Source organism: Serratia sp. HNCC26DJ206, assembly GCF_057180605.1.
In genome coordinates this window covers 28,794-53,353 of the sequence record NZ_JBXUGP010000020.1, presented here as the reverse complement: position 1 = coordinate 53,353, position 24,560 = coordinate 28,794, and the positions used below count along the sequence as shown (strand labels likewise).

General features: G+C 50.8%; 27 protein-coding genes and 2 pseudogenes. 19 read left to right on the top strand and 10 right to left on the bottom strand.

The window, feature by feature from the left end; genetic code table 11:
* Window positions 1-89 precede the first annotated feature (89 nt).
* Window positions 90-575 (top strand): pantetheine-phosphate adenylyltransferase, encoded by a 486-nt coding sequence (gene coaD / locus AC2A1E_RS14700; protein WP_459400589.1) that lies wholly within the window; start codon window positions 90-92, stop codon window positions 573-575.
* A 1-nt stretch (window position 576) separates the two neighbouring features.
* Here the strand turns inward: coaD and mutM are convergent, their stop codons facing one another.
* The 4 genes from mutM to radC form a co-directional block, all read right to left on the bottom strand.
* Entirely contained in the window at window positions 577-1,386 is an 810-nt protein-coding gene (mutM, locus tag AC2A1E_RS14695; RefSeq protein WP_484384368.1) for a bifunctional DNA-formamidopyrimidine glycosylase/DNA-(apurinic or apyrimidinic site) lyase, read from the bottom strand.
* Window positions 1,387-1,459: 73 nt separating this feature from the next.
* The gene (gene rpmG, locus AC2A1E_RS14690; protein ID WP_004392084.1) at window positions 1,460-1,627 is read right to left on the bottom strand and encodes a 50S ribosomal protein L33; all 168 of its coding nucleotides are present in this window, start codon (window positions 1,625-1,627) and stop codon (window positions 1,460-1,462) included.
* Window positions 1,628-1,638: 11 nt separating this feature from the next.
* The gene (gene rpmB / locus AC2A1E_RS14685; protein WP_004931195.1) at window positions 1,639-1,875 is read right to left on the bottom strand and encodes a 50S ribosomal protein L28; all 237 of its coding nucleotides are present in this window, start codon (window positions 1,873-1,875) and stop codon (window positions 1,639-1,641) included.
* Window positions 1,876-2,139: 264 nt separating this feature from the next.
* The gene (gene radC / locus AC2A1E_RS14680; RefSeq protein ID WP_484384367.1) at window positions 2,140-2,823 is read right to left on the bottom strand and encodes a RadC family protein; all 684 of its coding nucleotides are present in this window, start codon (window positions 2,821-2,823) and stop codon (window positions 2,140-2,142) included.
* A 181-nt stretch (window positions 2,824-3,004) separates the two neighbouring features.
* On the opposite strand from radC, the gene coaBC reads away from it, so the two are divergent.
* The 3 genes from coaBC to slmA all read left to right on the top strand — a co-directional run bounded on the left by coaBC (window position 3,005) and on the right by slmA (window position 5,522).
* On the top strand, window positions 3,005-4,222 hold the full coding sequence (coaBC, locus tag AC2A1E_RS14675) for a bifunctional phosphopantothenoylcysteine decarboxylase/phosphopantothenate--cysteine ligase CoaBC (RefSeq protein ID WP_484384366.1): 1,218 nt from the start codon (window positions 3,005-3,007) through the stop codon (window positions 4,220-4,222).
* Complete coding sequence (gene dut / locus AC2A1E_RS14670; RefSeq protein ID WP_484384365.1) at window positions 4,200-4,658, top strand: dUTP diphosphatase; 459 nt, start codon at window positions 4,200-4,202, stop codon at window positions 4,656-4,658. The genes coaBC and dut overlap by 23 nt, the downstream gene beginning before the upstream one ends.
* A gap of 267 nt (window positions 4,659-4,925) precedes the next feature.
* Complete coding sequence (slmA, locus tag AC2A1E_RS14665) at window positions 4,926-5,522, top strand: nucleoid occlusion factor SlmA (RefSeq protein WP_484384364.1); 597 nt, start codon at window positions 4,926-4,928, stop codon at window positions 5,520-5,522.
* Window positions 5,523-5,583: 61 nt separating this feature from the next.
* Here the strand turns inward: slmA and pyrE are convergent, their stop codons facing one another.
* On the bottom strand, window positions 5,584-6,225 hold the full coding sequence (gene pyrE / locus AC2A1E_RS14660; protein WP_459400595.1) for an orotate phosphoribosyltransferase: 642 nt from the start codon (window positions 6,223-6,225) through the stop codon (window positions 5,584-5,586).
* Between the two features lie 92 nt (window positions 6,226-6,317).
* Complete coding sequence (rph, locus tag AC2A1E_RS14655) at window positions 6,318-7,034, bottom strand: ribonuclease PH (protein WP_484384363.1); 717 nt, start codon at window positions 7,032-7,034, stop codon at window positions 6,318-6,320.
* 126 nt (window positions 7,035-7,160) lie between these two features.
* Here rph and AC2A1E_RS14650 point away from each other — a divergent pair, with 126 nt between their 5' ends.
* The 7 genes and pseudogenes from AC2A1E_RS14650 to dinD all read left to right on the top strand — a co-directional run bounded on the left by AC2A1E_RS14650 (window position 7,161) and on the right by dinD (window position 12,985).
* Window positions 7,161-8,024: a YicC/YloC family endoribonuclease gene (locus AC2A1E_RS14650; protein ID WP_484384362.1), complete on the top strand. Its 864-nt coding sequence runs from the start codon at window positions 7,161-7,163 to the stop codon at window positions 8,022-8,024.
* 189 nt (window positions 8,025-8,213) lie between these two features.
* Window positions 8,214-9,473 (top strand): tyrosine-type recombinase/integrase, encoded by a 1,260-nt coding sequence (locus AC2A1E_RS14645; RefSeq protein ID WP_484384361.1) that lies wholly within the window; start codon window positions 8,214-8,216, stop codon window positions 9,471-9,473.
* Between the two features lie 578 nt (window positions 9,474-10,051).
* Complete coding sequence (locus tag AC2A1E_RS14640) at window positions 10,052-10,207, top strand: YdcA family protein (RefSeq protein WP_484384409.1); 156 nt, start codon at window positions 10,052-10,054, stop codon at window positions 10,205-10,207.
* Between the two features lie 175 nt (window positions 10,208-10,382).
* On the top strand, window positions 10,383-10,841 hold the full coding sequence (locus tag AC2A1E_RS14635; protein WP_484384360.1) for a DUF6932 family protein: 459 nt from the start codon (window positions 10,383-10,385) through the stop codon (window positions 10,839-10,841).
* Window positions 10,838-11,770, top strand: a complete 933-nt coding sequence (locus AC2A1E_RS14630) for a hypothetical protein (protein ID WP_484384359.1) — start codon at window positions 10,838-10,840, stop codon at window positions 11,768-11,770. Before AC2A1E_RS14635 ends, AC2A1E_RS14630 begins: the two co-directional genes overlap by 4 nt.
* 37 nt (window positions 11,771-11,807) lie before the next feature.
* A complete protein-coding gene (locus tag AC2A1E_RS14625) occupies window positions 11,808-12,056 on the top strand; it encodes a hypothetical protein (RefSeq protein ID WP_484384358.1) in 249 nt (82 codons plus the stop codon).
* Window positions 12,057-12,171: 115 nt separating this feature from the next.
* Window positions 12,172-12,985: pseudogene (gene dinD, locus AC2A1E_RS14620) on the top strand (DNA damage-inducible protein D).
* Window positions 12,986-13,420: 435 nt separating this feature from the next.
* On the opposite strand, the gene AC2A1E_RS14615 reads toward dinD, so the two are convergent.
* Complete coding sequence (locus AC2A1E_RS14615; protein ID WP_484384357.1) at window positions 13,421-13,723, bottom strand: hypothetical protein; 303 nt, start codon at window positions 13,721-13,723, stop codon at window positions 13,421-13,423.
* A 241-nt stretch (window positions 13,724-13,964) separates the two neighbouring features.
* The gene (locus AC2A1E_RS14610; protein ID WP_484384356.1) at window positions 13,965-14,828 is read right to left on the bottom strand and encodes an SIS domain-containing protein; all 864 of its coding nucleotides are present in this window, start codon (window positions 14,826-14,828) and stop codon (window positions 13,965-13,967) included.
* Window positions 14,829-14,845: 17 nt separating this feature from the next.
* Between AC2A1E_RS14610 and AC2A1E_RS14605 the strand changes: the two genes are divergently transcribed.
* From AC2A1E_RS14605 to AC2A1E_RS14590, 4 genes and pseudogenes are all read left to right on the top strand, one after another.
* Window positions 14,846-15,103, top strand: coding sequence for a hypothetical protein (locus AC2A1E_RS14605; protein WP_484384355.1), 258 nt, complete (start codon window positions 14,846-14,848; stop codon window positions 15,101-15,103).
* 53 nt (window positions 15,104-15,156) lie between these two features.
* Window positions 15,157-15,324, top strand: a pseudogene (locus AC2A1E_RS14600) (hypothetical protein); the annotation flags it as partial.
* On the top strand, window positions 15,308-16,753 hold the full coding sequence (gene murP, locus AC2A1E_RS14595; protein ID WP_484384354.1) for a PTS N-acetylmuramic acid transporter subunit IIBC: 1,446 nt from the start codon (window positions 15,308-15,310) through the stop codon (window positions 16,751-16,753). The pseudogene AC2A1E_RS14600 and the gene murP, both read left to right, overlap by 17 nt.
* A 114-nt stretch (window positions 16,754-16,867) precedes the next feature.
* Window positions 16,868-18,052, top strand: a complete 1,185-nt coding sequence (locus AC2A1E_RS14590; RefSeq protein WP_484384353.1) for a NupC/NupG family nucleoside CNT transporter — start codon at window positions 16,868-16,870, stop codon at window positions 18,050-18,052.
* Between the two features lie 44 nt (window positions 18,053-18,096).
* Here the strand turns inward: AC2A1E_RS14590 and AC2A1E_RS14585 are convergent, their stop codons facing one another.
* Window positions 18,097-18,534 carry a DUF3574 domain-containing protein gene (locus AC2A1E_RS14585; protein ID WP_484384352.1) on the bottom strand — a complete coding sequence of 146 codons (438 nt, stop codon included), beginning with the start codon at window positions 18,532-18,534 and terminating at the stop codon, window positions 18,097-18,099.
* 280 nt (window positions 18,535-18,814) lie between these two features.
* Between AC2A1E_RS14585 and AC2A1E_RS14580 the strand changes: the two genes are divergently transcribed.
* Window positions 18,815-19,432, top strand: coding sequence for a trimeric intracellular cation channel family protein (locus AC2A1E_RS14580; RefSeq protein WP_484384351.1), 618 nt, complete (start codon window positions 18,815-18,817; stop codon window positions 19,430-19,432).
* 12 nt (window positions 19,433-19,444) lie between these two features.
* Here the strand turns inward: AC2A1E_RS14580 and ligB are convergent, their stop codons facing one another.
* The gene (gene ligB, locus AC2A1E_RS14575; protein ID WP_484384350.1) at window positions 19,445-21,184 is read right to left on the bottom strand and encodes an NAD-dependent DNA ligase LigB; all 1,740 of its coding nucleotides are present in this window, start codon (window positions 21,182-21,184) and stop codon (window positions 19,445-19,447) included.
* A gap of 284 nt (window positions 21,185-21,468) precedes the next feature.
* On the opposite strand from ligB, the gene gmk reads away from it, so the two are divergent.
* Genes gmk through spoT form a run of 3 tightly spaced genes read left to right on the top strand, consistent with a single transcriptional unit; the run spans window position 21,469 to window position 24,555 of the window.
* Complete coding sequence (gene gmk, locus AC2A1E_RS14570) at window positions 21,469-22,092, top strand: guanylate kinase (protein ID WP_484384349.1); 624 nt, start codon at window positions 21,469-21,471, stop codon at window positions 22,090-22,092.
* 54 nt (window positions 22,093-22,146) lie between these two features.
* On the top strand, window positions 22,147-22,422 hold the full coding sequence (rpoZ, locus tag AC2A1E_RS14565; protein ID WP_024482945.1) for a DNA-directed RNA polymerase subunit omega: 276 nt from the start codon (window positions 22,147-22,149) through the stop codon (window positions 22,420-22,422).
* An 18-nt stretch (window positions 22,423-22,440) separates the two neighbouring features.
* Window positions 22,441-24,555, top strand: coding sequence for a bifunctional GTP diphosphokinase/guanosine-3',5'-bis pyrophosphate 3'-pyrophosphohydrolase (spoT, locus tag AC2A1E_RS14560; RefSeq protein WP_484384348.1), 2,115 nt, complete (start codon window positions 22,441-22,443; stop codon window positions 24,553-24,555).
* Window positions 24,556-24,560 lie beyond the last annotated feature (5 nt).

Sequence of the window (24,560 nt, the reverse complement as noted above, 5' to 3'; positions counted from 1 at the left end):
AGCTTACACAAGTAAGTGACTGGGGTGAGTGAAGGCAGCCAACACCCCCACATCTTGAAGGATGAAGGGTTTATTCAGAGAAGTGAATCATGACCACTAAAGCCATCTACCCAGGAACCTTCGATCCGATGACCAACGGCCATCTGGATTTAGTGACCCGCGCCTCATTGATGTTTGATCATGTGATTCTGGCCATTGCCGCCAGCTCAAGCAAAAAGCCCCTGTTTACACTAGAAGAACGCGTGGCACTGGCTACACAGGTAACCTCGCATCTGGATAATGTGGAAGTGCTCGGTTTCAGCGAGTTGATGGCACACTTTGCCGCTCACCAAAATGCCAATATTCTGGTTCGTGGGCTGCGAGCGGTATCTGATTTCGAATATGAATTGCAGTTGGCGAATATGAACCGCCATCTGATGCCAACGCTTGAAAGCGTGTTCCTGATGCCGTCCGAAGAGTGGTCGTTTATCTCTTCTACCCTGGTGAAGGAAGTGGCACGCCATGGCGGCGACATCGCACCGTTCCTACCGGATGTCGTCACCAAGGCATTGATGGAAAAGCTCGCCGCAGAGTAAATCAGTGCTGGCAGCAGCGGCAGAAAAAGGTGCTGCGCTGCCCGTGCTTGGCGCTTTCAATCGGGGTTCCGCATACGCGGCAAGGCTCGCCTGCCCGGCCATAAACCTGCAGTTCCTGCGCAAAATAGCCTGGTTTACCGTCTGATTGCAGAAAATCACGCAGCGTGGTGCCCCCCTGTTCAATCGAACGCAACAAGACTGCCTTGATGGTGGCCACCAGCAAATCCGCCTCCGCATGACTCAGTGAACTTGCCTGACGATCGGGCAGGATCCCGGCGGTAAACAGCGATTCGCTGGCATAGATATTCCCTACGCCCACCACTAACTTGTTGTCCATGAGCCAGGGTTTTATCAGCGTGCGTTTATTACGCGATTTTTCATACAGATAGTTGCCATCAAACGCCTCGCTCAGCGGTTCTGGGCCGAGATGAGCCAGCACGTTGCTCGTTGCCAGATCTTCGCACCACAGCCAGGCACCGAAACGGCGAGGATCGGTATAGCGCAGGATCATGCCGTTGCTCATCACCAGATCGACGTGGTCATGCTTGCCAGCTTCGGTTTCTTCCGCCAGCATGCGCAAGCTGCCAGACATCCCCAAGTGCACAATAATCCAGCCGTAATCCAACTCGATCAGCAGATACTTGGCACGGCGTTGCACGCTGCGCACCGGCCTATCACTCAGCGTCAGGATCTGCTCGGAGACGGGCCAGCGCAGACGGGCATTACGCACCACTGCATACTGGATGTTATGGCCGACAAGATAAGGTTCAATACCGCGGCGGCTGGTTTCGACTTCTGGTAATTCAGGCATGCTGCGCTCCCTTTCGTACACCTCATATAACAAAAAACCCGGCCTTAGCCGGGTTTTTATTAATCCACTAAAATTACTTAATTTTAGCTTCTTTGTAGATCACGTGTTGACGGACAACTGGATCGAATTTCTTCAGTTCCAATTTTTCCGGCTTAGTACGCTTGTTCTTCGTGGTGGTATAGAAGTGACCAGTACCAGCAGAAGAAACCAGCTTGATCTTCTCGCGAACACCTTTAGCCATGATTCAGTTCCTTAATACTTCTCACCACGGGCACGCAGATCGGCCAAGACCGTCTCAATACCCTTCTTATCAATAACACGCATACCTTTAGCAGATACACGCAGAGTTACAAAGCGCTTCTCAGCCTCAACCCAAAAACGGTGTGAGTGCAGGTTCGGCAGAAAACGGCGTTTGGTCGCGTTCATTGCGTGGGAACGGTTGTTACCGCTCACCGGGCGCTTGCCAGTAACTTGGCAGACTCGGGACATGTCTATTCTCCAAAAATCAAATCAGCTCGAGCTTCGTATAGGGTATGGCCGCCTCGTCAGGCTTTTAGAGCCCATCTCAGCAAACTTCACACTGAGGAGACTCTCGTCATCAGGTCAGAAACTACACATCAGGTCAGAAACCTGCTGAGATAGGCTCTTAACGCCAAACCCAAGATTCTCAAAGGTGGCGTAGTATACGCTCTGAAGCGTAAGTGCTCAAGTCCCGAACAGCTAAAGATCCCTCAAGGATCGCGAAAAAATGGCTTAAAGCCATCCGCGCTCGGCAAAAGAGACGCATTCACCCCGGCCTATAACCAAATGATCGAGCACTCGGATCTCCAATAACCGGCAGGCATTGACCACTTGCTCGGTTATCAAACGGTCGGCGTGGCTGGGTTCAGCCTTACCCGAAGGGTGATTATGCGCCAGAATGATGGCGGCTGCATTAGCCTTCAACGCTTCACGCACAATTTCTCTTGGGTGTACGACGACGCTGCTGATGGTACCAGCAAACATCTCCTGATGGCGAATAACCCGGTGCTGATTGTCCAAAAACAATACTAAAAACACCTCGCGCTCATGGTGAACCAGCAAACTGTGCAGATAATGCTGGGTGACTTTCGGATTCAGCAATGCGTTTTCCAGCAAATGCGGGCCAGAAAACAGCCGCAAAGCCAATTCCGAAATAGCCTGCAACTGGGCATAGGTGGCATTTCCCAACCCTTTCTGACTGGAGAATTGCGCATAATCAGCCGAAATCAGATGGTATAGCGAACCAAAATGAACCAATAACTGCTCGGCCCGCTGCAAAACGTGAATACCTGGCAAACCGGTACGCAGGAAGATCGCCAGCAGTTCCACGTCTGACAGCGCCGCCGCACCATCGCGCATCAATTTCTCTCTCGGGGCTAACTCTCCCGGCCATAACGACATATCCTGGCTGCTCATCACTACCTCCCTGCAATCAACCGAGCATGCCATGAGGCATTCTGGATCGCGACAGGTGATTGATAACATTGCGAAGTATTACGCAAACCAGAATGTAACTGGCTGCATACACAGCAGAATCGCTCACCTCGTCAACGGTTATGCTAAAATGCTGCATCTTTCGGTTTTCAATCGGACAATCATGATGACGGGACTTTCCGGCAAACATATTGTGCTTGGCATCAGCGGCGGCATTGCTGCCTATAAATGCCCTGAGCTAGTACGCCGCCTGCGCGACAGGGGCGCCGAAGTACGGGTCGTCATGACCTCTGCAGCAAAAGCCTTTATCACCCCGCTCACCTTGCAGGCCGTTTCCGGCTATCCAGTTTCTGACGATCTGCTGGATCCCGCAGCAGAAGCCGCCATGGGCCATATTGAATTAGGCAAATGGGCCGATCTGGTGATTCTGGCACCGGCCACTGCCGATCTGCTGGCACGCGTTGCCGCCGGTATGGCTAACGATCTGCTGACCACGGTCTGCCTGGCAACGGCTGCACCGATCGCCGCAGCGCCGGCCATGAACCAGCAGATGTACCGTGCCGCAGCCACGCAGGCCAATCTGCACACCCTGCAAGCGCGTGGTATGTTGCTGTGGGGGCCAGACAGCGGCAGCCAGGCCTGCGGTGACGTCGGGCCGGGCCGTATGCTGGATCCGCTGGACATCGTCGAACTGGCTAACGGCTATTTCACCGCGCCACAGGATCTGCAACATTTAAAGCTTATGATCACCGCTGGCCCCACGCGCGAAGCGCTGGATCCCGTGCGTTTTATCAGCAATCACAGTTCCGGCAAGATGGGTTTTGCCATTGCCCATGCGGCAGCGGCTCGCGGTGCACAGGTAACGCTGGTTGCCGGGCCGGTTAGCCTATCGACGCCGCCCAAGGTGACGCGTATAGATGTCATCAGTGCTCTGGAGATGGAACAGGCGGTGCAACAGCATGCCGCACAGCAGAACATTTTTATCGCCTGTGCCGCCGTGGCGGATTACCGCGCAGAACAGATTGCCGATGAAAAAATCAAAAAACAGGGTGATGAAATCACTCTCAAGATGATAAAAAACCCCGATATCGTCGCAGGTGTTGCCGCGATGAACAAAAATCGTCCGTTTGTTGTCGGGTTTGCGGCCGAAACCCAGAATGTGGAAGAATACGCGCGACAAAAACTGGCGCGGAAGAAACTGGATTTAATCTGCGCTAACGATGTATCACTCGCAGAGCACGGTTTCAACAGTGATACCAATGCCCTGCATCTTTTTTGGCAGGATGGAGAAAAGCGCCTTCCGCACAGCGACAAGGCACTCCTTGGCCAACGTTTACTAGACGAGATAGTCAGCCGTTATGATGAAAAAAATCGACGTTAAGATCCTCGACCCGCGTATCGGTCAGGATTTCCCTTTACCAACCTACGCCACCCCTGGCTCTGCCGGCCTGGATCTGCGAGCCTGCCTGGATAGCGCGGTTGAACTGGCTCCGGGCGAAACTACCTTGCTGCCTACCGGCCTGGCCATTCATATCGCCGATACCGATCTGGCGGCGGTGATCCTGCCACGTTCCGGGTTGGGACATAAACACGGCATAGTGCTGGGTAACCTGGTAGGGCTGATCGATTCCGATTATCAAGGCCAGTTGATGGTGTCCGTGTGGAACCGTGGCCAAAAAGCCTTCACCATTGAACCGGGTGAGCGCATCGCACAGATGGTGTTTGTGCCGGTCGTGCAGGCCGAATTCAATCTGGTAACCGAATTCGACAGCAGCGAACGCGGTGCCGGTGGTTTTGGCCACTCTGGCCGCCACTAAACTCAGCCAGTAATGTTAGGGTCGGCATGCCGCGTCAGAGAGAAGGATATCTTTATGGCAAGGTTTGTTCGGCAATGAAAGTACCGCACACCCGATCGCGTAGAGAATAATGGTTGAACAGACCATTGGCCCAAACACCATAAAAACGATGACATAAGCCGCCTGGAGTTTACTCTGCTGCGGTCAGTGTTTGGGTTCTTGAGAATCTATACCCAATGGATTGCAAAACACAGGGGTATAACCGTTTTAGCAAAGGTCTAATCAAACATGGCAGAGAAAGAAAATACGAAAAGGAATCGGCGCGAGGAAATACTGCAAGCGTTAGCCCAGATGCTGGAATCCAGCGACGGCAGCCAGCGTATTACCACAGCAAAGCTTGCCGCAAACGTTGGTGTCTCTGAGGCTGCCCTTTACCGGCATTTTCCCAGCAAGACACGGATGTTTGACAGCCTGATCGAGTTCATTGAAGACAGCCTGATATCACGCATCAACCTGATCTTGCAGGATGAGAAAGAGACGTTCAACCGCCTGCGCCTGATTCTGTTGCTGATATTGGGGTTTGCTGAGCGCAATCCGGGGCTGACACGCATCATGACCGGGCACGCATTGATGTTTGAACAGGATCGCCTACAGGGCAGAATCAACCAGTTGTTTGAACGTATCGAGGCACAACTGCGCCAGGTACTGAAAGAACGGAAACTGCGCGAAGGCAAAGGTTTTGTCGTGGACGAAACACTGCTGGCCAGCCAGTTGCTGGCCTTTTGCGAAGGTATGCTGTCGCGCTATATCCGCTCCGAATTCCGCTACCGCCCGACGCAGGATTTCGATGCACGCTGGCCACTATTGGCATCACAACTGCAATAATCGCTACTATTGCAACGTGAAAGATAATGATAACGCCGGGTTTATGCCCGGCGTTATCATGTTAAACACCGTATTGTTCGCGATACGCCCGCACTGCTGCCAGATGGCTCGCCATTTCTGGTTTCTCTTCCAGATACGCAATCAAATCTTTCAGGGTAATAATGGAGATCACTTTGCAGTGATAATCACGCTCAACTTCCTGAATCGCAGACACATCGGCACGGCCACGCTCTTGGCGATCGAGGGAAATCAGTACCCCCGCCAGAGTGGCGTTATTGGCACTGATGACCTCCATTGATTCACGGATTGCCGTACCCGCCGTGATCACGTCATCCACCAGCATCACACGCCCCTGTAATGGGCTGCCCACCAGCAGGCCGCCTTCGCCATGATCTTTGGCTTCCTTGCGGTTGAAGCAATATGGCACATCGCGTTCATGGTGTTCCGCCAACGCCACCGCCGTAGTGGTGGCAATCGGAATGCCTTTATAGGCCGGGCCGAACAGCAGATCAAAATCAATGCCGGAATCGACCAACGCTTCGGCATAAAAACGCCCTAACAGCGCCAGATCACGCCCGGTGTTAAACAGGCCGGCATTGAAGAAATACGGGCTGACGCGGCCGGATTTCAGGGTAAATTCGCCAAATTTCAATACCTGTTTGTTAAGCGCAAACTCGATAAACTGGCGCTGATAGGCTTTCATTACTGCTTCTCCTCGTCTGGTCTGTTACATCTGTTCTACTACCGCCCGATCGCCGGGCGTAAAAAAGGCGACTTCGTCGTCGCCTTCAAAAATCAATCTGTCAGCGCCGCTTTCTGCGCTTGGAAAATGGTTTCAATGCCCCCTCGGGCCAGTGCCAGCAACGCCAGTAGCTCATCATGGCTGAACGGTTCGCCCTCAGCAGTGCCTTGCACCTCAATCATGCGGCCATCTTCCATCATCACTACGTTCATATCAGTTTCTGCGGCGGAATCTTCAACGTATTCCAGATCGCACAACGCTTCGCCGTTAACGATGCCCACCGAAACCGCAGCCACCAACCCTTTCATCGGATTAGCCTTCAGCTTGCCAGCGGCCACCAACGCGTTAAGCGCATCGGCCAATGCCACACAGGCTCCAGAAATAGACGCGGTACGGGTGCCACCATCGGCCTGCAACACGTCGCAGTCCAGGGTTATCGTGAACTCACCGAGTTTTTTCAGATCTACCGCTGCCCGCAGCGAACGGGCGATCAGGCGCTGGATTTCCAGCGTACGGCCACCCTGCTTACCTTTGGCGGCTTCGCGGGCATTACGGCTGTGGGTAGAACGCGGCAACATACCGTATTCTGCGGTGATCCAACCCTGCCCCTGGCCTTTCAGGAAGCGCGGAACGCCTTCTTCAACCGTGGCGGTGCACAAAACTTTGGTATCGCCAAACTCAACCAGCACTGAACCTTCAGCGTGTTTCGTATAGTGACGGGTCAATGTCAGGGGGCGAACTTGTTGTGGTGCTCTGCCTGCAGGACGCATGGACTCTCTCCGGCTTCTAATCAACGTTTGGCTGCGCATTATACGGGCTTCGTGACGTTATGCCTATCTTGGCCGCAGGTGCAACGCTATAATCGTTTCATCTTTTCCTATTACGGGTACGCATCAATGATCCGCAGCATGACCGCCTACGCCCGGCGTGAAATCAAGGGTGAATGGGGCAGCGCAGCTTGGGAGCTGCGTTCCGTTAACCAACGCTACTTAGAAACCTACATCCGCCTGCCAGAGCAGTTCCGCAGCCTTGAGCCGGTGATCCGTGAACGTATCCGTGGCCGCCTGACGCGCGGCAAAGTGGAATGTAACCTGCGTTTCGAACTCGATCCCAGCGCGCAAAGTTCGCTGATTTTGAATGAAAAACTGGCCAAACAGCTGGTCGAAGCCGCTAACTGGGTCAAAATGCAAAGCGACGAAGGGGAAATCAACCCTATCGACGTACTGCGCTGGCCGGGCGTTATGTCCGCTCAGGAACAGGACCTGGATACCATCAGTGCGCAATTGATGCAGGCGCTGGAAGACGCGCTGGATGACTTTATTACCGCGCGCGAAAGCGAAGGCACTGCGCTGAAAGCCATGATCGAACAACGCCTTGACGGCGTGAGCGCCGAAGTGCTCAAAGTGCGTGCACAGATGCCAAATGTCCTGCAATGGCAGCGTGAACGCCTGGTCAGCAAGCTGGAAGAAGCACAGGTTCAGTTAGAAAATACCCGCCTGGAGCAGGAACTGGTGCTGATGGCACAGCGTATCGACGTGGCAGAAGAGTTGGATCGCCTGGAAGCGCACGTGAAAGAAACCCACAACATCCTGAAGAAGAAAGAAGCCGTTGGCCGCCGCCTCGACTTTATGATGCAGGAGTTCAATCGCGAATCGAACACGCTGGCCTCGAAATCCATTAATGCCGATATCACCACTTCAGCCATTGAGCTGAAAGTGTTGATCGAGCAGATGCGTGAGCAGATCCAGAATATCGAGTAAGTATTCAGGAAGAGTCAAGAAGCCGCATATATCCATTGAAGCCCGCAATACGTCGGGCTTTTTTTGTTGTCATGAGCTAGCATAAAGAATCAAGAAAGCGCATCATTACCGTGTACATACCGGTGTACATAGTGACATTTATAGGAATGGCTTTATGTACACGCCCTATTCAATATTCAGATATACACGATGCCAAAGCTAACAGATATGCAGATCCGCGCCTGGATAAAGGCCGGGGAACGTTTTGCAGGCCGCGCTGACGGTGGTGGGTTGTATCTGTGCTTCCCTGAAAACTACACATCCCCCTTCTGGCGCTTCCGGTATAAATTCGCTGGAAAGGCTCGCGCAATGGTTATCGGCTCCTATGCGGAGCTATCACTTGCCAAGGCACGTGAAACCACCAAAGAGCTATCGGCGCGAGTTTCTTTGGGCTATGACGTGGCCGGAGAGAAGCAGGAGCGCAAATCCGAAGCGCTGAATAAGATGGAGCAGGAGAAGCACGCGCTGAGAGTGTCAGCATTGGCCGCTGAATACTTTGAACGCCAAATCCTGCCGCGCTGGAAGCACCCGGACATCCTGCGCCGTCGTATCGACAAAGACATAAATCCGTCGATCGGCCACATGAAGGTTGAGGACGTAAAACCCCGACACATTGACGACATGCTGAAAAGCATTGTTGACCGTGGAGCACCAACCATAGCAACGGACGTTCTACGCTGGACGCGCCGCATATTCGATTACGGCATTAAACGGCACGCGCTGGAGATTAACCCCTGTTCAGCCTTTGAGGTTTCCGACGCTGGTGGCAAAGAGGTAGCACGTGACAGGTGGTTAACCCGTGAAGAGCTGATCCGGCTGTTCCAGGCCATGCGCACCGCCAAGGGCTTCAGCAGACAAAATGAACTCACGTTCAAGCTATTGCTGGCGCTGTGTGTACGCAAGATGGAACTGTGTGCGGCGCGGTGGGAGGAATTCGACCTAGACGCCGCCATCTGGCATCTACCAGAAGAGCGCAGCAAGAATGGCGACGCTATCGACATCCCATTACCGCCACCAGCAGTTGAATGGCTGAAAGAGCTTTACACGTTCTCATGTAATAGCGCCTGGGTACTGCCAGCCAGAAAGATGCAAAACCGCATGATCCCCCACATCCAAGAAAGCACTCTGCCCGTGGCGCTGGCAAAGGTGCGGGCAGAAATGCCCGATGTGCCGAACTACACCATTCACGACTTCCGGCGAACCGCACGAACTCACCTTGCAGCTTTGGGGGTTGATCCGGTGGTCGCTGAACGTTGCCTGAATCACCGTATCAAGGGCGTTGAGGGCATTTATAACCGGCACCAATACTTTGATGAGCGCAAAGCTGCGTTGGCACAGTGGGCGGCATTGCTGGTGGCTTTAGAAAATGGCGAAGGCTACAACGTGACACCAATCAGGAAAGCGAAGTAACCGAACAGATTGAGCCTAGTCCGACGGGGCGAAAAGCGGAGAGCCTTACCGCATGACTCAATCCCTTCTTTTAAGGCATAGCGTGAAAGGTGACGTAGTGAAATTACCCTCGCACAAATATTATTCCCTCGAAAAAGCAGCCAAGCTAGCTCGCTGTGAGGTATCCGATCCACCATCTACCGGAGAGCGACCAGCCAGAGGAATAGATTTTTTAATTTCCTGCTTTTCTACACGTGAGAAAAAACATGTTGGTTCAGTCGGTTCAGTTGGTTCAATTTGTAAAGATTGTTGTTTTTAAAGGATATTGTTTTTAAAAAGTGCCGATTTTGAACCAACACTGAACCAACAAATGCCAGTTTTGAACCAACAAATATTAATCCGCGGGATGTACTAATAGGTAAGCATTGAATTATATCGGCGCGTGATTATTACCTAACCTCATGATATGGCCTGCTTTTTAGCAGGCTTTTTTGTGTCTTTGATCAAATGCTGAGCATTTTGATATGGCTATATAGCCGTCTGTAGAACACAGTAGACGTACTAATGTGTGAAATTCGAAGGAACGAATCGTGAAGAGAATAACTCTGGTTGTATGCCTGTCACTATTTGCACTCTCCGCAACTGCTGCAAACAAGCCATGCTCTGGCAAGAAAGGTGGCATATCTCACTGTTCCGGTGAAAAGTTCGTTTGCAATGATGGTTCGATCAGCCAATCGAAGAAGGTTTGTCGTTGATGGACTCTAACATATACGCGCCCGTAGTCGCCTGCTACCAATGGCTAAAGTAGGTGTTTAGCAAGGACATAAGATGAGGCTGGTTTAGAGGGAGATAGATTTATTACAACCTTATTTTTAACTTAATTTTCATCATCTTATTGATGGTTGTTAATAATTTTCAAAAGGACTTAGGATGGAGAAGCTTTGTTTTCCTCCCTTGCTCTCCCCCGGATTTCATGCGCTTGATGATGAATCTCTCAGGTTATTATGCGTGGATGGATTTCCGAATTCCGAAAGAAGGGGTATGCTATACTGTAATTATATACAGCTAATAACTGATGTTAGAAGTATCAATAAGCAATTCAAATGCTTTACTGAAATATGGGTAGACGGATCATTCACAACTGAAAAGCCAGAGCCTGATGATATCGACATGTTATTGGTCATTGACTATGATCGGTTAAATCTTGTTCCGATCATGTTTCAGCCCCAAGTTGAAAAACTGCTCGATAGGTCATTCATTAAGCACAACTATAAAATTGATCTTCTTTTGTTAAGTAGTAGTCGAGATGAGGATAGGATGCATTGGCGCGGGGTGTTCGGTCATGACAGAGAGGATACCCCCAAGGGTATAGCGAGGATATTATTATGAACGGCAGTCGCAATATGGCCTCTTTAAAAGGGCGCATTCAGTTCGTTCAGGATAAGCTCGCTTCTATCTCATCAAAGGGTGAGATGTCCTTCGCGGATAGAATTATGTTCAATAACATGGATTCGTATCTGAGCGACCTAAAGGCTGAGCAGATCGCTGAGGACGCCCGCCATCCGCTACTAGACTTTATGGAGTTGCGACTTAAAGGCGCAGTTGTTGACCTGGGAACTATACCACTTGAGATACTGGGCGTTATTTCCAGTAATCTCGCTGCGCTCGTCCAGCGCGCTACTCATAAACTTTCATCGGGGAAGGATTCACATAAAGTTCCTTATGCTGTTAAAAGCTCATTAAACATGAGGCTTGCCGAATTGTCACCCGGCTCCACAAGGCTTGGCTTAACATTTTCTACTGGTCAGTGCGAGCTAGTCGAGACGGTTTCAAGCAAAGCAGTGAAAGAAATCATGGACCTTTTAGAAACAAATGACCCATCAGCCATGATGAACCAAATTGCTGAGATTGGTTACAACTCAGCGCAAAGCTTGAAAAAAATAGTCGAGGAATGCGATAGGAATCATATAGATTTTGATTTGTCATGGATTGGCCCGTTCAGTGATGGCAAGAAAAATGTGAGTGTGAATCCTTCTAAAATCAAGATACTAAATGATCGACTTGCGACAACAACAATCTCGATACCGGTCATAGGAAATGTCGTTGGAGTTCTAGCCTCGCTATCTAAATACGGCAAAATGGAGCTTGAGGTTGATGGTGAAAAGATCAGGGCATCATTCCCCATTGAGTTATTAGATGAAATACAGGGCAGCCATAAGGTTGGTCAGCAAGTATCTCTTACTGTTGAGGTAACTGAAATTCACAATGAAAACCTTGGGCTCCATAGAAAAAACTATCTGGTTAAGTCTCTAAAATAAGTACAATACCCGGCCACCGCGCCGGGTTTTTGTGACCATGAATAAACTACCACACTTCATCACCAAAGCCCGTAAAAGGCTATCACCGTGGGAGCCTCTCCCTGATTCTGCCATCGTCAAGATCGCGCGAAAGTGTGGCCGTGATGAAGTTGCTTATGCCCATATTCGAATCAAAGAGCTACGTGCTGAACGGTTAATGGTTGAAGACTGGGACGGCGATACCCAAGATGATATCTGGCGAGCGATAACCTTCTTCGAGAAAATCCTCCTTCTATCCAGAGGCTAAAAAGCCCCGTAAGTGCGAGGCTGGTTAATTGGCGATGACGTTATTGCATGCGCTTTAATGCCCTTCCTTGCATTGACTAGAGTACCACCCCATTACACGGCCGAAAGGATGCGTTATGAACGAACATCACCAACCATTTGAGCAATTCAGACAGCAAGATGGCAATGGCATTGAATTTTGGTCTGCCCGTGATCTATCTAAGATTCTGGATTACTCGGAATACCGACACTTTGCTCCAGTGTTAGAACGCGCAAAAGAGGCTTGTTTAAACAGTGGTCATTCTGTCGAAGACCATTTCGAGGATGTCCTCGCAATGGTCAAAATTGGCTCAGGTGCGTTAAGGGAGCTTAAAGACGTCAAGCTCTCCAGATATGCTTGCTATCTTGTCGTGCAGAATGGTGATCCAAACAAGATTGTGATTGCGGCCGGGCAAACCTACTTTGCGATGCAAACTCGCAGGCAAGAACTTGCTGATGACGAAACATTCAAGCGCCTTCGCGAAGATGAAAAACGGCTGTTCCTGCGCAATGAATTAAAAGAGCACAACAAACAACTGGTTGAGGTCGCACAACAAGCAGGGGTAGAGACAACGTTGATTTCAGAACCATGGCTATCAAGGCCTATATGGTGGGTTGGATCAAAAGGCTATCCACCAGCGCAAGGGGCTAAAAAAGAGTCAAAAAATACTCGACCATATGGGTTCTACTGAACTTGCTGCCAACCTATTCCGGGCAACACAGGCCGAGGAAAAATTGCGCCGAGATCAGGTGAAATCAAAACAACAGGCAAATCAGACTCATTTTGATGTTGGCAGAAAGGTGCGACAAACCATCCAGGAGCTCGGTGGTACCATGCCGGAAAATCTTCCCTCACCGGAAAAAAGCATCAAGCAACTCGAATCAGCGGCTAAACGACTGGATAAGAAATAAGCCAATTAGGTGAGCACTCCGTTTTACCGTGTACACAATCAAAAAGCGCATTATAAAAAATCCAGTATCCAAAAGGCTTAGACGCCGATACTTGTAACCAGAGTGTACCAACTACGGCCCTTGTTAAACTTACCGGGTACACTCCCTGTTTTAGCGCTTAACTATAAGTAACCGCACAACAAACATGCTGCACTACGCACGAAAACCAGAAAATATTCAGCCGAATAGTATTGCAACTAAATCAATGTCGAATAGATACTCTATTATTTAATATTCATTAGAAAATCATATTAAATAATATCTTTTTCATCTTAACAGTGTGAATAATAAAAGACTTCTCTATTAACACTGACCATAAGCAATACTACACACTAATGCCCAATCAAATGGCTTTATAAGATAAGTTGATCGCCCCTTACCTAAATACCCTTGCTCTTATGACGTGACCTGCGCACGCAAATACGCCAATGCACTTTGGCTGTAGCTCTCGTCTTGAGCCAGCTTTGGGATCAGGCCCTGAGCTTCTAGAACCGTACCAATACGGTGCAACTCTTGATGCTGTGGGAGCACATCGGCAAAAGCATTGAGTAGGATAATCGATGGCATGATCTTGTCTGCGCAAGTACCAACCGCACCAGGTTCATCCCCTCTGGCTGGGCAAGGAAGATTATCCGCATTACGACACTGACATGCCTGTAACAAAGTAATTGCCTGTTGAATCTCATGACTCCATGGCATAACCACATTCCCCTAGATTTATCTCTATGCCAACATATGAAGAATAACCGATCGTTAGCACGCGTTAATTATTCACAGCAGAAGAACAACTTGTAAACCAAGCTGGCTTCGTATGACAAGATAAATTTTTCCAAGAATTGCACATTGATGTAGGTCACATTGTATAAAGATAGCTAAGGCTTTTCTATTCTTAGCCTTGGGCGTTCACTGAGTGATTTAAGTCTAAGTACATACCAAGCCTCTATTTATTACTCAATTGCTCAACCAGCGTCTGGCTCTGCTGAATAAAATGGCGGCTCTCTTCACTGTTCTGCTGCATCAGGCTGACAAACAGCAAATCAATGATGGTGTTTTGCGCCGTCCTGGCTGCAATCGAGGAGCTGCGCCAGCGTGTCTCATCGGCGATGGTATCCAGCGTGTAGTCCGCGAGCTCTCTCAGAGGATTATGCTGTAAGGAAGTGATGGCAATCAGCGTGGCTCCCCTTTTCTTGGCAACATCTGCCGCAATCAGTATCTCCCGGCGTTTACCGGAAAATGAAATAACAATCTGCACATCGGCTGGGCTCAGGGATTGGGCAACCGTGATTTGGACATGGCTGTCCAACTCATTCATAACCGAATAGCCAATCTTCATCAGCTTATAGGCGAGATCTTTGGCAATTAACGACGAGCCACCCACACCGATAATCTGAACACGCTTGGCCGCCTGAATATGTGACACCACCTGCTGCAACTGAGCAAAATCGAGGCTATCGGTGGTATCGCGCAACGCCTGTTGTTTCTCCAGAAATAACTTCTCGGCGATATCCGGCAGGCTGTCATTGCTGTTGATACCATTATGAATGTGTGAAATCTGCAGCTTCTGCTCTGACGCCTGCTGCCCCCACTCTTCAATTAGCGCTATTTTTAGGTGGGTAAAGCCTTTCATTCCCAGCTTCTGAGCAAATTTAATAATGCTGGATTGGCTAACCCCCAGAATCATCGCCAAGCTCTGTGAGGAGAGCTGTTTTAGCTTATCAGGGTTTTCCAGCACATAATCAGCGATCTTACGCTCGCCGGGGGTGAATAACTCTTTGTTATGAATTATCTTCTGCGTGTATCTCATCGCGGTGGTGACTCACATTGTCAACAAAAAAGCAGGCTCTACCGGGCTATCTTACGCTGCCAGTGCTTAAAAACAACCTGGGGTATAAACAGGGGCCATGGCAAGTTGATAACGGTCACATAATCATCAGAAAACATAAAATATTTATTGATTTAATTATTATTGGAATTAATTATTCCAATAATATTCGGGTATGTTTTGAGACAGCAATAAAAATTGATTTATCTACCCTGGTTACCGAGAGCCGGAATCAGGCTAGTGAAAATTCGGCCTGATTGCTGGGGGCATCCCGCTATGCAAGTAAACATCGTCATGCAGGCAACGGCGTGCCGCCGAAGCCTTGGACGCATGCGGGCGCCACTGTAAAACGGCTATCGTCATGATACTGGCCAACCTTTCGGCTACCGAAGCCAGTACGATTTTAAAACACAATAACGGTTTTATCCGCGCAGTCTTATCAGGAACAGGACGTCAATCCGATGGCGAAAATCAATGAAGCAATGATCGAACAAATTTTGGGTCATGTTGGCGGTAGCAATAATATTGCTATTTGCGGTAACTGCATGACACGGCTGCGCCTGACCCTGAGGGACAGAGAGCAGGTAGACCGCGATGCGTTGAAAAAAATGGCTGGCGTGATGGGTGTGATTGAAGGGGACGATCAGTTGCAAATCGTCCTGGGCCCTGGCAAGGCACAAACCGCCGCTGAAATGATGAATACCTTGCTGAGCCGTACTGAGCAGAACACCGCTGATGTGCCCAAAGATCTTAATGCAATCGCTTCGGAGAATAAAAAGCAGCTCAAATCCAAGCAAAGCAGCGCTATCCATCAATTTTTCAGCAAGTTTGCTACCATCTTTACCCCGCTGATCCCCGGTTTTATTGCCGCAGGGCTGCTGCTGGGGATTGCGACTCTGCTCGAACAAAGTATGGTTCTCGGCGTTGAGTCTCCCAACCCTTGGCTAATCAGCGCCATTGGCTATATGAAAGTATTCAGTAAAGGCCTGTTTGCCTTCTTGAGTATTCTGATCGGCCATAATGCACAAAAAGCCTTTGGCGGTACGGGAGTGAATGGAGCCATCATCGCTTCGCTGTTTGTACTGGGTTACGTACCTGATGCCAAAGTGGGTTACTACTCCGGCATCGACAACTTCTTTGGCCTGCCTATCGATCCTAGAGGCAGCATTATCGGCGTGCTGATTGCCACGATTATGGGAGCCTGGGTCGAACGGACAGTACGGAAATTTATCCCCGATAATCTGGATATGATACTGACCTCAGTCATCACTCTGCTGATTATGGGCGCGGTGACCTTCGTGGTCATCATGCCAGTTGGAGGGGAACTGTTTAAAGGAATGTCGTGGCTGTTCTTACACCTGAATGGCAACCCGTTTGGCAGCGCCGTTCTGGCAGGCCTGTTCCTGCTGGCGGTTATGTTCGGTATTCATCAGGGGTTTGTTCCAGTCTATTTCGCTTTGATGGATGCGCAGGGTTTCAACTCGCTCTTTCCGATCCTGGCCATGGCTGGCGGCGGGCAAGTGGGTGCTTCAATGGCGCTGTTCGCCAGAGCAAAAGCAGGCTCGGTGCTGCGTACCCAGATCAAGGGTGCCATCATTCCAGGTATTCTTGGCATTGGTGAACCACTGATTTATGGCGTGACGTTGCCTAGAGTGAAACCTTTTATCACCGCCTGTCTCGGGGGTGCCGTTGGTGGGTTCTTCATCGGGATGATTGCGTACTTGGGATTACCGGTTGGTCTCAACACCGTCTTTGGCCCATCAGGCATCGTATCTATTCCGCTGATGACGTCTGCACAGGGCATTTATGCCGGGATCATGGTCTACGTTGCCGGGCTACTGGTGTCTTATACAGCAGGTTTTATTTTCACCTGGTTCTTCGGCAGCAAGAATGTTGATTTGAGTTAACGACCCGATAACCGGGGGCAGACTAACACTCCCCCGGTTACCCTCATGCTGACGAGCGGCTGCAAATTAGGTATAAGTAACTTTTTTCTAGCCTGCATGCTGTTCGGACTGTCTATGTCGCAAATTCTGCACTTTACTTTGGCGTTGGTCGTTATCATCGCCCTCGCGTTATTGGTCAGCAATGATCGTAAGAAAATCCGCCCACGCTATATTATCCAGCTTCTGGTGATTGAAGCGATTCTGGCCTATTTCTTCCTGCATTCGGAAAGCGGCCTGGGTGTGATTAAGCACGTGGCTAGTTTCTTTGAAACCCTGTTGACCTTTGCTGCACAGGGCTCTGACTTCGTTTTCGGTGGCATGAGCAAAGAGGGGTTATCGTTTATCTTCCTCGGCGTTTTGTGCCCGATTATCTTTATCTCTGCGTTGATCGGTATTTTGCAGCATTTCCGTATCTTACCGCTGATTATCCGTGCGGTGGGTACGCTGCTCTCCAAAGTGAACGGTATGGGTAAGCTGGAGTCTTTCAACGCCGTCAGCACTTTGGTGCTTGGCCAGTCTGAAAACTTTATTGCTTACAAAGGCATCATTGCGGATATCTCCCCGCGCCGGATGTACACCATGGCCGCCACTGCCATGTCGACGGTATCAATGTCGATCGTCGGCGCTTATATGGTGATGATCGACGCCCGATACGTGGTAGCGGCGTTAATCCTCAACATGTTCAGCACCTTTATCATTCTTTCTATTATCAATCCCTATCAGGTCGAAGATGAGCCGGAACTGAAGCTGAACAAGCTGCATGAAGACCAGAGCTTCTTTGAAATGCTGGGGGAATACATTCTGGCGGGTTTCAAAATCGCCATGATTATTGCCGCTATGCTGATTGGGTTTATTGCACTCATCGCAGCGGTGAACGCCATCTTTGCGGCGATTTTCGGTATCAGCTTCCAGCAAATCCTAGGCTACGTGTTCTATCCGCTGGCCTGGCTGATCGGCATCCCGGCAAGCGATGCGCTGCGGGCTGGCAGCATTATGGCTACCAAGCTGGTCGCTAATGAGTTTGTCGCAATGATTGAACTGAAAAAAATCGCCGCAGAAATGTCCCCTCGTGGATTGGGTATTCTCTCGGTCTTCCTGGTGTCCTTCGCCAACTTTGCTTCTATCGGCATTGTTGCTGGCGCCATCAAGGGCCTTAATGAGCAACAGGGCAACGTCGTTTCACGTTTCGGCCTGAAACTGGTTTATGGCTCAACGCTGGTTAGCCTGCTTTCAGCGGCGGTCGCCGGGCTGGTGCTCTAAACGGGGTTCCCGGCTTGTCGCTTGCGCAGCAAGCCGGAAACTCATCAAAACCCCACGCACACCGGCGTATCAACCCGCATCACGGAATCCTGAACAAACTGCTGTTTATAATGGCTACGCAGCGCTTCTATCTTCTGCTCGCTTTCAGCACCCGATGTATGAATCAACATCAGCGCTTTGCTGTTTTCTCGCGCCAGCTTGCCATCGTTACCCAACCATTGCCCTTTGCCATCAAATACCGATAGCCCTTCTTTAAAACGTGGAGTTACTTGTTGATCAACAAAAGACTGCCACTCCGCTGCGGTAATCGCAGGTCCTACCGGGCGGTTCAAGCCAAAATAGAGCGTGGTCTGCGTCAGCGGATCGCCAACGCTGCAAAATGGTACCGACTTTTGCGGCGTAGCCTTCTGGGCTGGCGCAACACAGCCGTTCAACAACATGGCTATTGCAACAACCGCTGCCAGCATTACGTTGTGTCTCATTTTATTTTCACTTTCCTTAAAATGGTTACTCTGGAACAGAACTGAATACCATAGAAATAGCCCAGAAAGTATAATCACCGTCTGGAATTACCCATAATTATCTAATCCATTTACCGTATACTGTGTCAAGTAGGCTTGACTAATCGGTATAGTAAGCTCATCTATCATTAGATTAAATAATCCGAATTGAGATCCTTTAGAAAAACTCAGTCGCGCATTCACAGCTCTATCGTTACCCTCTAGCAATTGCACCTTAATTTCCCACCTTGTGAATCCCCCTATGTTACTGCTCGTTCTTTACATCATTGGCATCACTGCTGAAGCCATGACCGGAGCCCTGGCCGCTGGCCGCCGTCAAATGGATATGTTTGGCGTGATCTTTATTGCTTCGGCTACCGCCATTGGTGGCGGGTCAGTGCGCGATATGCTGCTGGGGCATTTTCCACTGAGTTGGGTCAAACACCCCGAATACATTGTTATCGTAGCTATCGCCGCGATTGTGACGACCTGGCTGGCACCTTTGATGCGCCATTTGCGCCGCCTGTTTCTGGTGTTGGATGCTATCGGGCTGATTGTCTTCTCCATCATCGGGGCACAGGTGGCGCTGGACATGGGTCATAGCCCAATCATCGCCGCGATTGCTGCGGTGATTACCGGCGTATTCGGCGGCATTTTGCGCGATATGTTCTGTAACCGCATCCCGCTGGTTTTCCAGAAAGAAATCTATGCAGGCATCGCTTTCGCTGCTGCCTGGCTGTATATCGGTCTGCAACACCTTAGCCTGCCGCATAACATGGTGGTTATTATTACGCTGGCTGTTGGCCTCAGCGCCCGCCTGCTGGCATTGCGCTTCCGCCTCGGCCTGCCGGTATTTAACTACCAGCATCCTGATCATTAATACCGCGTCACGTTATTCGGCCGGGCCCACCATTATGGGATGATTAGATAACGTTTCGAACCCGTTGATTTCTTGCTCTGCCAAGGTTTTTGCCAACCCGAGCATGACCGGTGATTGTAAAAAGACCTGGAGTTGCCCGGCTCTTTTAGCGCCAATTCCAGCCACTTTCTGCCAATTTTCTGGCGTTATCTGCTGTATTTGTTGCCAGTTTTGCGCTTGTGCTCCAATAACCTGAATAGGTGAAAGCGGTGCTCCTAGCGCGATCAGCCAGCGGTCGAAGGGTTGCTGCCGCGCCTGGCGAAACCGCTGATAGAGTGACTGCGCACGCTTGTTGCCAATACCCGGTATATCGTTCAACTGCTCCGGGGTTAATACTAACCAATCGAGCAAATCGTCAACCAAACCCTGATCGATTAACGATTGCCATCCGGCCTCACTCAGGCCGCTCATGTTCAATCCGTGAGTGCCACTTAGCCATACCAAACGAGCCAGAAACTGCTGACGACAACCGGGCTGTAGCGTAAAGCAGCTCAACGGATGGTAATTTTCAGGATTTGGGGCCACGGGAACCTGTCTTTCAACCGCTCGCCACACGACGCGATTAAGATGCGGAATACCGTGCCCCATCAAGCTGATGGCAATATGGTCACCCGGCGCAATATCCCATTTCTGCCATAGTGACAACGAGCCAACGTTAACGCGCCGGATCCATTTGTCGTCCATCCGTACCGGCTCCAGAAGCAACACCACGGTGATTTTTCCGGTACGGCCAACGCCAAACTCAACGTCCGTCACCCTGGTTACCTGCTGGGCCGGTGGATATTTCCATGCAACCGCCCAATCGCCAGGCTTGGCTTGCCAGTAACGCCCCTCAGGTACCGACCCTTGGTGAATAACAATACCGTCAGTCACAAATGGCAAAGGGTCACGATGCCAGGATGTGCGCCACTGCTCCACCTCATCCAGCGTATTGACCGGTTTTGAGTATTGCTGGGTGAACGCAAAACCCATCGCAGTAAGCTGCTGCAAACGTTCGGCCATATTCGGTGGGCCATCAGGCCATGCCCAGACAAACAGGCTGAGCTGTTTCAGCTCCAGGGAAAGTTGCTTGCGCATCAGCATGCCGGCAACTTTTGCCCGCGCATTGATCCCCCCAAGCGTTTGCTGGCGGTGATCGTTCACCATCAGGAACAGCTCCCCCTGTAACACTAATTGTGCGGGAGCCCTCGGCAAATCTTGGGGAACCGCGGGAATGGCTTTGACCTTTTCCAGCCAGTCTTCACCTTTCTCCCCGTTGCCCCTGCTGATAGCGCTGACCAGTTTTCCTTGCTGATAGACCAACGTGACGGCCACGCCATCAATCTTGGGCTGAACCCACAGGTCACTGCGCCCTTGCATCCATTGCCCCACGGCCACGCGATCTGGCAGCTTGCGCAAACCGGTCTGGGTAACAGGATGCAGCGTTTTACCTTCCGGTAAAACCGGCCTGACGTCTGCCAATGGCTCCTTACCGGCGCAATTTTGCCAATGTTGCAGTTGCTTCAGCAAGCTGTCGTAAATCTCGTCATCAACCAAACTACGACCCTGATGGTAATAAGCCTCATCCCAGCGCTCTAACTGGCTATTTAATGCCGTTATCTCCAACTGCAATCTTTCTGGCCGCCAGCTTGGGCAGGTTTGGGCCCATGCCGTGCTACACAGCAGCCCTACGGCTATCAGCATAGTCCTGATGTAATTACTGTACCCCGACATCGCACACCTCCTTGGTGCAGGGCAGTAAAAACGGAAACTGAATGATTGGCGATGGCTAAAAATCAGAAATGCAAAGTGGTTCCAGAAAGGAATGAACGTTTGCTGAAAACGCCGAAAATTTCCAGAGATGCTGCGCAAATTGGCTTTTTTCCCCTGTTTTTAACAGAAAGCAGCGGCCAAAATGCGACCCAACGCTGCATACCGGGCTTTAGCCGTGTATACTGTGCGGAGAAAATACACATCTGCTGTTACTGGCTTATCAACCGCTATCAACGAACATCATCATGGCTCAAGGCACGCTTTATATTGTCTCTGCACCTAGCGGCGCAGGGAAATCAAGTCTGATTCAGGCTTTGTTAAAGACGCAACCGCTGTACGACACGCAGGTTTCGGTTTCACACACCACGCGCGCAAGTCGCCCGGGTGAGAATCACGGCGAACATTATTTCTTCGTCTCTAAAGACGAATTTCGCCATATGATTGAGCGGGATGAGTTTCTTGAGCACGCCGAAGTGTTCGGCAACTATTACGGCACGTCGCGTGTTGCAATTGAGCAAGTGCTATCGACCGGTGTCGATGTCTTCCTGGATATCGACTGGCAAGGTGCGCAGCAGATCCGTGCCAAAATGCCCCAGTCGCGCAGCATCTTTATCCTGCCGCCATCAAAGGAAGAGTTGGGCCGCCGCCTGAGGGGCCGCGGGCAAGACGCTGATGAGGTGATCGCCAGGCGCATGGCGCAGGCCGTTGCAGAGATGACGCACTACGCGGAGTATGATTATTTAATCGTGAATGATGATTTCGATCTGGCACTGTCCGATCTGAAAACCATTATTCGCGCCGAACGCTTGCGTTTGGGCCGACAAATGCTGCGGCATGACGCTTTAATCAGCAAACTATTGGCAGACTGAAGACAGTTTCAGTATTATGCCCAGTCTTTTCGTCACCTGTGGAGTAGCACAAATATGGCACGCGTAACTGTTCAAGACGCTGTAGAGAAAATTGGTAACCGTTTTGACCTGGTGTTGGTCGCTGCTCGTCGGGCGCGTCAAATCCAGACCGGTGGTAAAGACGCTCTGGTACCTGAAGAGAATGATAAGTACACCGTTATCGCACTGCGCGAAATCGAAGAAGGGCTGATCAACAGCCAGATCCTCGATGTGCGTGAGCGCCAGGAGCAGCAAGAGCAGGAAGCCGCAGAGATTCAAGCGGTTACCGCAATTGCTGAAGGTCGTCGTTAATTAGACTGTGAGTCTGCCTTGTACCTGTTTGAAAGCCTGAATCTGCTGATTCAACGTTACTTGCCTGAGGAGCAGATTAAACGCCTCAAACAGGCATACCTCGTTGCACGTGATGCTCACGAGGGACAGACACGCTCCAGCGGTGAGCCCTACATTACTCACCCTGTTGCCGTGGCCTGTATTCTGGCGGAAATGCGTCTCGACTATGAAACGCTAATGGCAGCCCTGCTGCACGACGTCATCGAAGACACCCCGGCCACCTATCAGGATATGGAACAACTGTTTGGCAAAAGCGTTGCCGAACTGGTTGAAGGCGTATCCAAGCTCGACAAGCTGAAATTCCAGGATAAGAAAGAAGCGCAGGCGGAAAACTTCCGCAAAATGATCATGGCAATGGTGCAGGATATCCGCGTCGTTCTGATCAAGCTGGCTGATCGCACTCACAATATGCGGACTCTTGGTTCGCTGCGCCCCGACAAACGGCGGCGCATCGCGCGCGAAACCCTGGAAATTTACAGCCCGCTAGCCCACCGGCTGGGTATTCATCATCTGAAGATCGAGCTGGAAGAGTTGGGCTTCGAGGCGCTCTATCCGAACCGTTACCGTGTCATTAAAGCCGTGGTGAAAGCCGCGCGCGGTAACCGTAAGGAGATGATCCAGAAGATTCTTTCTGAGATCGAAGGGCGTTTAACCGAAGCGGGTATTCCCTGCCGCGTCAGCGGGCGGGAAAAGCATCTCTATTCCATCTACTGCAAGATGCACCTGAAAGAACAGCGTTTCCATTCAATTATGGATATCTACGCGTTCCGGGTGATCGTGAAAGAAGTCGACACCTGCTACCGGGTGCTGGGCCAGGCCCATAGCCTGTATAAGCCACGTCCGGGGCGAGTGAAAGACTACATCGCCATTCCTAAGGCCAACGGCTACCAATCACTGCACACATCGCTGATCGGCCCGCACGGCGTACCGGTTGAAGTGCAGATCCGTACCGAAGACATGGATCAGATGGCAGAGATGGGGGTTGCTGCGCACTGGGCCTATAAAGAAAGGGTTCCAGGCGAAACCACCGGCACAACCGCACAGATCCGCGCTCAGCGTTGGATGCAGAGCCTGCTTGAGCTGCAACAAAGTGCGGGCAGCTCGTTTGAATTTATAGAAAGCGTAAAATCCGATCTGTTCCCAGATGAAATTTACGTTTTCACCCCGGAAGGGCGCATCGTTGAACTGCCTGCGGGCGCAACGCCGGTCGACTTTGCTTATGCAGTGCACACCGATATCGGCCATGCCTGCGTGGGCGCACGCGTCGATCGCCAGCCGTATCCGTTGTCACAATCGTTGTCCAGTGGTCAGACGGTGGAAATCATCACCGCGCCGGGCGCACGGCCTAACGCTGCCTGGCTGAACTTTGTTGTCAGCTCAAAAGCCCGCGCTAAAATCCGCCAGATGCTGAAAAACCTCAAGCGTGACGACTCTGTCAGCCTGGGCCGCCGTTTGCTTAACCACGCGTTAGGCGGCAGCCGTAAGCTTTCTGAAGTACCGCAGGAAAACATCCAGCACGAACTGGAACGCATGAAGCTGGCTACGCTGGACGACCTACTGGCAGAAATCGGCCTCGGTAATACCATGAGCGTGGTCATCGCGAAGAACTTGCAGGGCGATCACTCCAACCTCGGGGCTTCTTCCGGCGTGCGCAATCTGGCCATTAAAGGGGCCGATGGCGTTCTGATTACCTTCGCCAAGTGCTGCCGGCCAATTCCGGGCGATCCGATTATTGCCCACGTCAGCCCAGGCAAAGGGTTGGTGGTCCACCATGAGTCCTGCCGTAACATCCGCGGCTACCAGAAAGAGCCTGAGAAATTCATGGCGGTAGAGTGGGATCTGGAAACCGAGCAGGAATTCATTGCTGAAATCAAAGTGGATATGTTCAACCATCAGGGAGCATTGGCTAACCTGACGGCGGCCATTAATGCGGCCGAATCGAATATTCAAAGCCTGAATACCGAAGAGAAAGATGGCCGGGTCTACAGCGCCTTTATTCGCTTAACCACGCGCGATCGCATCCATCTGGCAAACATTATGCGTAAGATCCGTATCATGCCGGATGTCATCAAAGTTAACCGTAACCGAAACTAGCGCTT

What these genes read in the sequence shown, in the direction of transcription:
- AC2A1E_RS14585 (WP_484384352.1), bottom strand. Translation starts at nt 18,534, where the DNA reads ATGAGACACAACGTAATGCTGGCAGCGGTTGTTGCAATAGCCATGTTG.
- coaBC (WP_484384366.1), top strand. Translation starts at nt 3,005, where the DNA reads ATGATGACGGGACTTTCCGGCAAACATATTGTGCTTGGCATCAGCGGC.
- AC2A1E_RS14625 (WP_484384358.1), top strand. Translation starts at nt 11,808, where the DNA reads ATGAATAAACTACCACACTTCATCACCAAAGCCCGTAAAAGGCTATCA.
- slmA (WP_484384364.1), top strand. Translation starts at nt 4,926, where the DNA reads ATGGCAGAGAAAGAAAATACGAAAAGGAATCGGCGCGAGGAAATACTG.
- murP (WP_484384354.1), top strand. Translation starts at nt 15,308, where the DNA reads ATGGCGAAAATCAATGAAGCAATGATCGAACAAATTTTGGGTCATGTT.
- rpmB (WP_004931195.1), bottom strand. Translation starts at nt 1,875, where the DNA reads ATGTCCCGAGTCTGCCAAGTTACTGGCAAGCGCCCGGTGAGCGGTAAC.
- radC (WP_484384367.1), bottom strand. Translation starts at nt 2,823, where the DNA reads ATGAGCAGCCAGGATATGTCGTTATGGCCGGGAGAGTTAGCCCCGAGA.
- AC2A1E_RS14590 (WP_484384353.1), top strand. Translation starts at nt 16,868, where the DNA reads ATGTCGCAAATTCTGCACTTTACTTTGGCGTTGGTCGTTATCATCGCC.
- coaD (WP_459400589.1), top strand. Translation starts at nt 90, where the DNA reads ATGACCACTAAAGCCATCTACCCAGGAACCTTCGATCCGATGACCAAC.
- AC2A1E_RS14610 (WP_484384356.1), bottom strand. Translation starts at nt 14,828, where the DNA reads ATGAGATACACGCAGAAGATAATTCATAACAAAGAGTTATTCACCCCC.
- AC2A1E_RS14650 (WP_484384362.1), top strand. Translation starts at nt 7,161, where the DNA reads ATGATCCGCAGCATGACCGCCTACGCCCGGCGTGAAATCAAGGGTGAA.
- AC2A1E_RS14615 (WP_484384357.1), bottom strand. Translation starts at nt 13,723, where the DNA reads ATGCCATGGAGTCATGAGATTCAACAGGCAATTACTTTGTTACAGGCA.
- rpmG (WP_004392084.1), bottom strand. Translation starts at nt 1,627, where the DNA reads ATGGCTAAAGGTGTTCGCGAGAAGATCAAGCTGGTTTCTTCTGCTGGT.
- ligB (WP_484384350.1), bottom strand. Translation starts at nt 21,184, where the DNA reads ATGTCGGGGTACAGTAATTACATCAGGACTATGCTGATAGCCGTAGGG.
- dut (WP_484384365.1), top strand. Translation starts at nt 4,200, where the DNA reads ATGATGAAAAAAATCGACGTTAAGATCCTCGACCCGCGTATCGGTCAG.
- mutM (WP_484384368.1), bottom strand. Translation starts at nt 1,386, where the DNA reads ATGCCTGAATTACCAGAAGTCGAAACCAGCCGCCGCGGTATTGAACCT.
- AC2A1E_RS14645 (WP_484384361.1), top strand. Translation starts at nt 8,214, where the DNA reads ATGCCAAAGCTAACAGATATGCAGATCCGCGCCTGGATAAAGGCCGGG.
- AC2A1E_RS14635 (WP_484384360.1), top strand. Translation starts at nt 10,383, where the DNA reads ATGGAGAAGCTTTGTTTTCCTCCCTTGCTCTCCCCCGGATTTCATGCG.
- AC2A1E_RS14580 (WP_484384351.1), top strand. Translation starts at nt 18,815, where the DNA reads ATGTTACTGCTCGTTCTTTACATCATTGGCATCACTGCTGAAGCCATG.
- AC2A1E_RS14630 (WP_484384359.1), top strand. Translation starts at nt 10,838, where the DNA reads ATGAACGGCAGTCGCAATATGGCCTCTTTAAAAGGGCGCATTCAGTTC.
- pyrE (WP_459400595.1), bottom strand. Translation starts at nt 6,225, where the DNA reads ATGAAAGCCTATCAGCGCCAGTTTATCGAGTTTGCGCTTAACAAACAG.
- rpoZ (WP_024482945.1), top strand. Translation starts at nt 22,147, where the DNA reads ATGGCACGCGTAACTGTTCAAGACGCTGTAGAGAAAATTGGTAACCGT.
- rph (WP_484384363.1), bottom strand. Translation starts at nt 7,034, where the DNA reads ATGCGTCCTGCAGGCAGAGCACCACAACAAGTTCGCCCCCTGACATTG.
- gmk (WP_484384349.1), top strand. Translation starts at nt 21,469, where the DNA reads ATGGCTCAAGGCACGCTTTATATTGTCTCTGCACCTAGCGGCGCAGGG.